1 protein-coding gene is annotated in these 527 nt (G+C 65.1%); it reads left to right on the top strand.

Annotated elements, in window-relative coordinates:
• Window positions 1–527, top strand: a 527-nt coding sequence (locus ACFOX0_RS34295) for an RNA-guided endonuclease TnpB family protein (protein WP_377553866.1), incomplete at both ends; no start/stop codon positions are given.

The following is a 527-nucleotide window of genomic DNA, read 5'->3' as shown; positions in this document are numbered from 1 at the left end:
CGACCTGGTACACCGCGACGGCATGTGGTTCCTGTACGCCACCATCGACGTGCCCGAACCCGAACTGATCGACCCAGACGGGTTTCTCGGCGTGGACATGGGCATCGCCAACATCGCCTACGACTCCGACGGCACCGGGTACGCCGGAGCCACGCTCAACGGCTACCGCCGCCGGCAACTACGGCTACGAAAGCGACTGCAGGCCAAGGGTACCCAGTCAGCGAAACGGCTACTCGCTCGGCGCCGGCGCAAGGAAGCACGACACGCCACCCACACCAACCACGTCATCGCCAAGACCATCGTGACCGAGGCTGCACGCACCGGACGCGGAATCGCCGTCGAAAAACTCACCGGCATTCGCGACCGGGTCCGGCTCCGAAAGCCCCAACGGGTCACCCTCCACTCATGGTCGTTCCACCAACTCGGCACCTTCCTGACCTACAAAGCCCGCCGAGCCGGCATACCACTGGTCCAGGTGGATCCCCGGTACACCTCCCAAACCTGCAACCGGTGCGGACACCGCGACA

The sequence above is a fragment of the Micromonospora zhanjiangensis genome, from assembly GCF_042650605.1.
Taxonomy (GTDB): domain Bacteria; phylum Actinomycetota; class Actinomycetes; order Mycobacteriales; family Micromonosporaceae; genus Micromonospora_J; species Micromonospora_J zhanjiangensis.
Note: the sequence above shows the minus strand (reverse complement) of the source record. Positions and strands in the feature narration are given on the sequence as shown.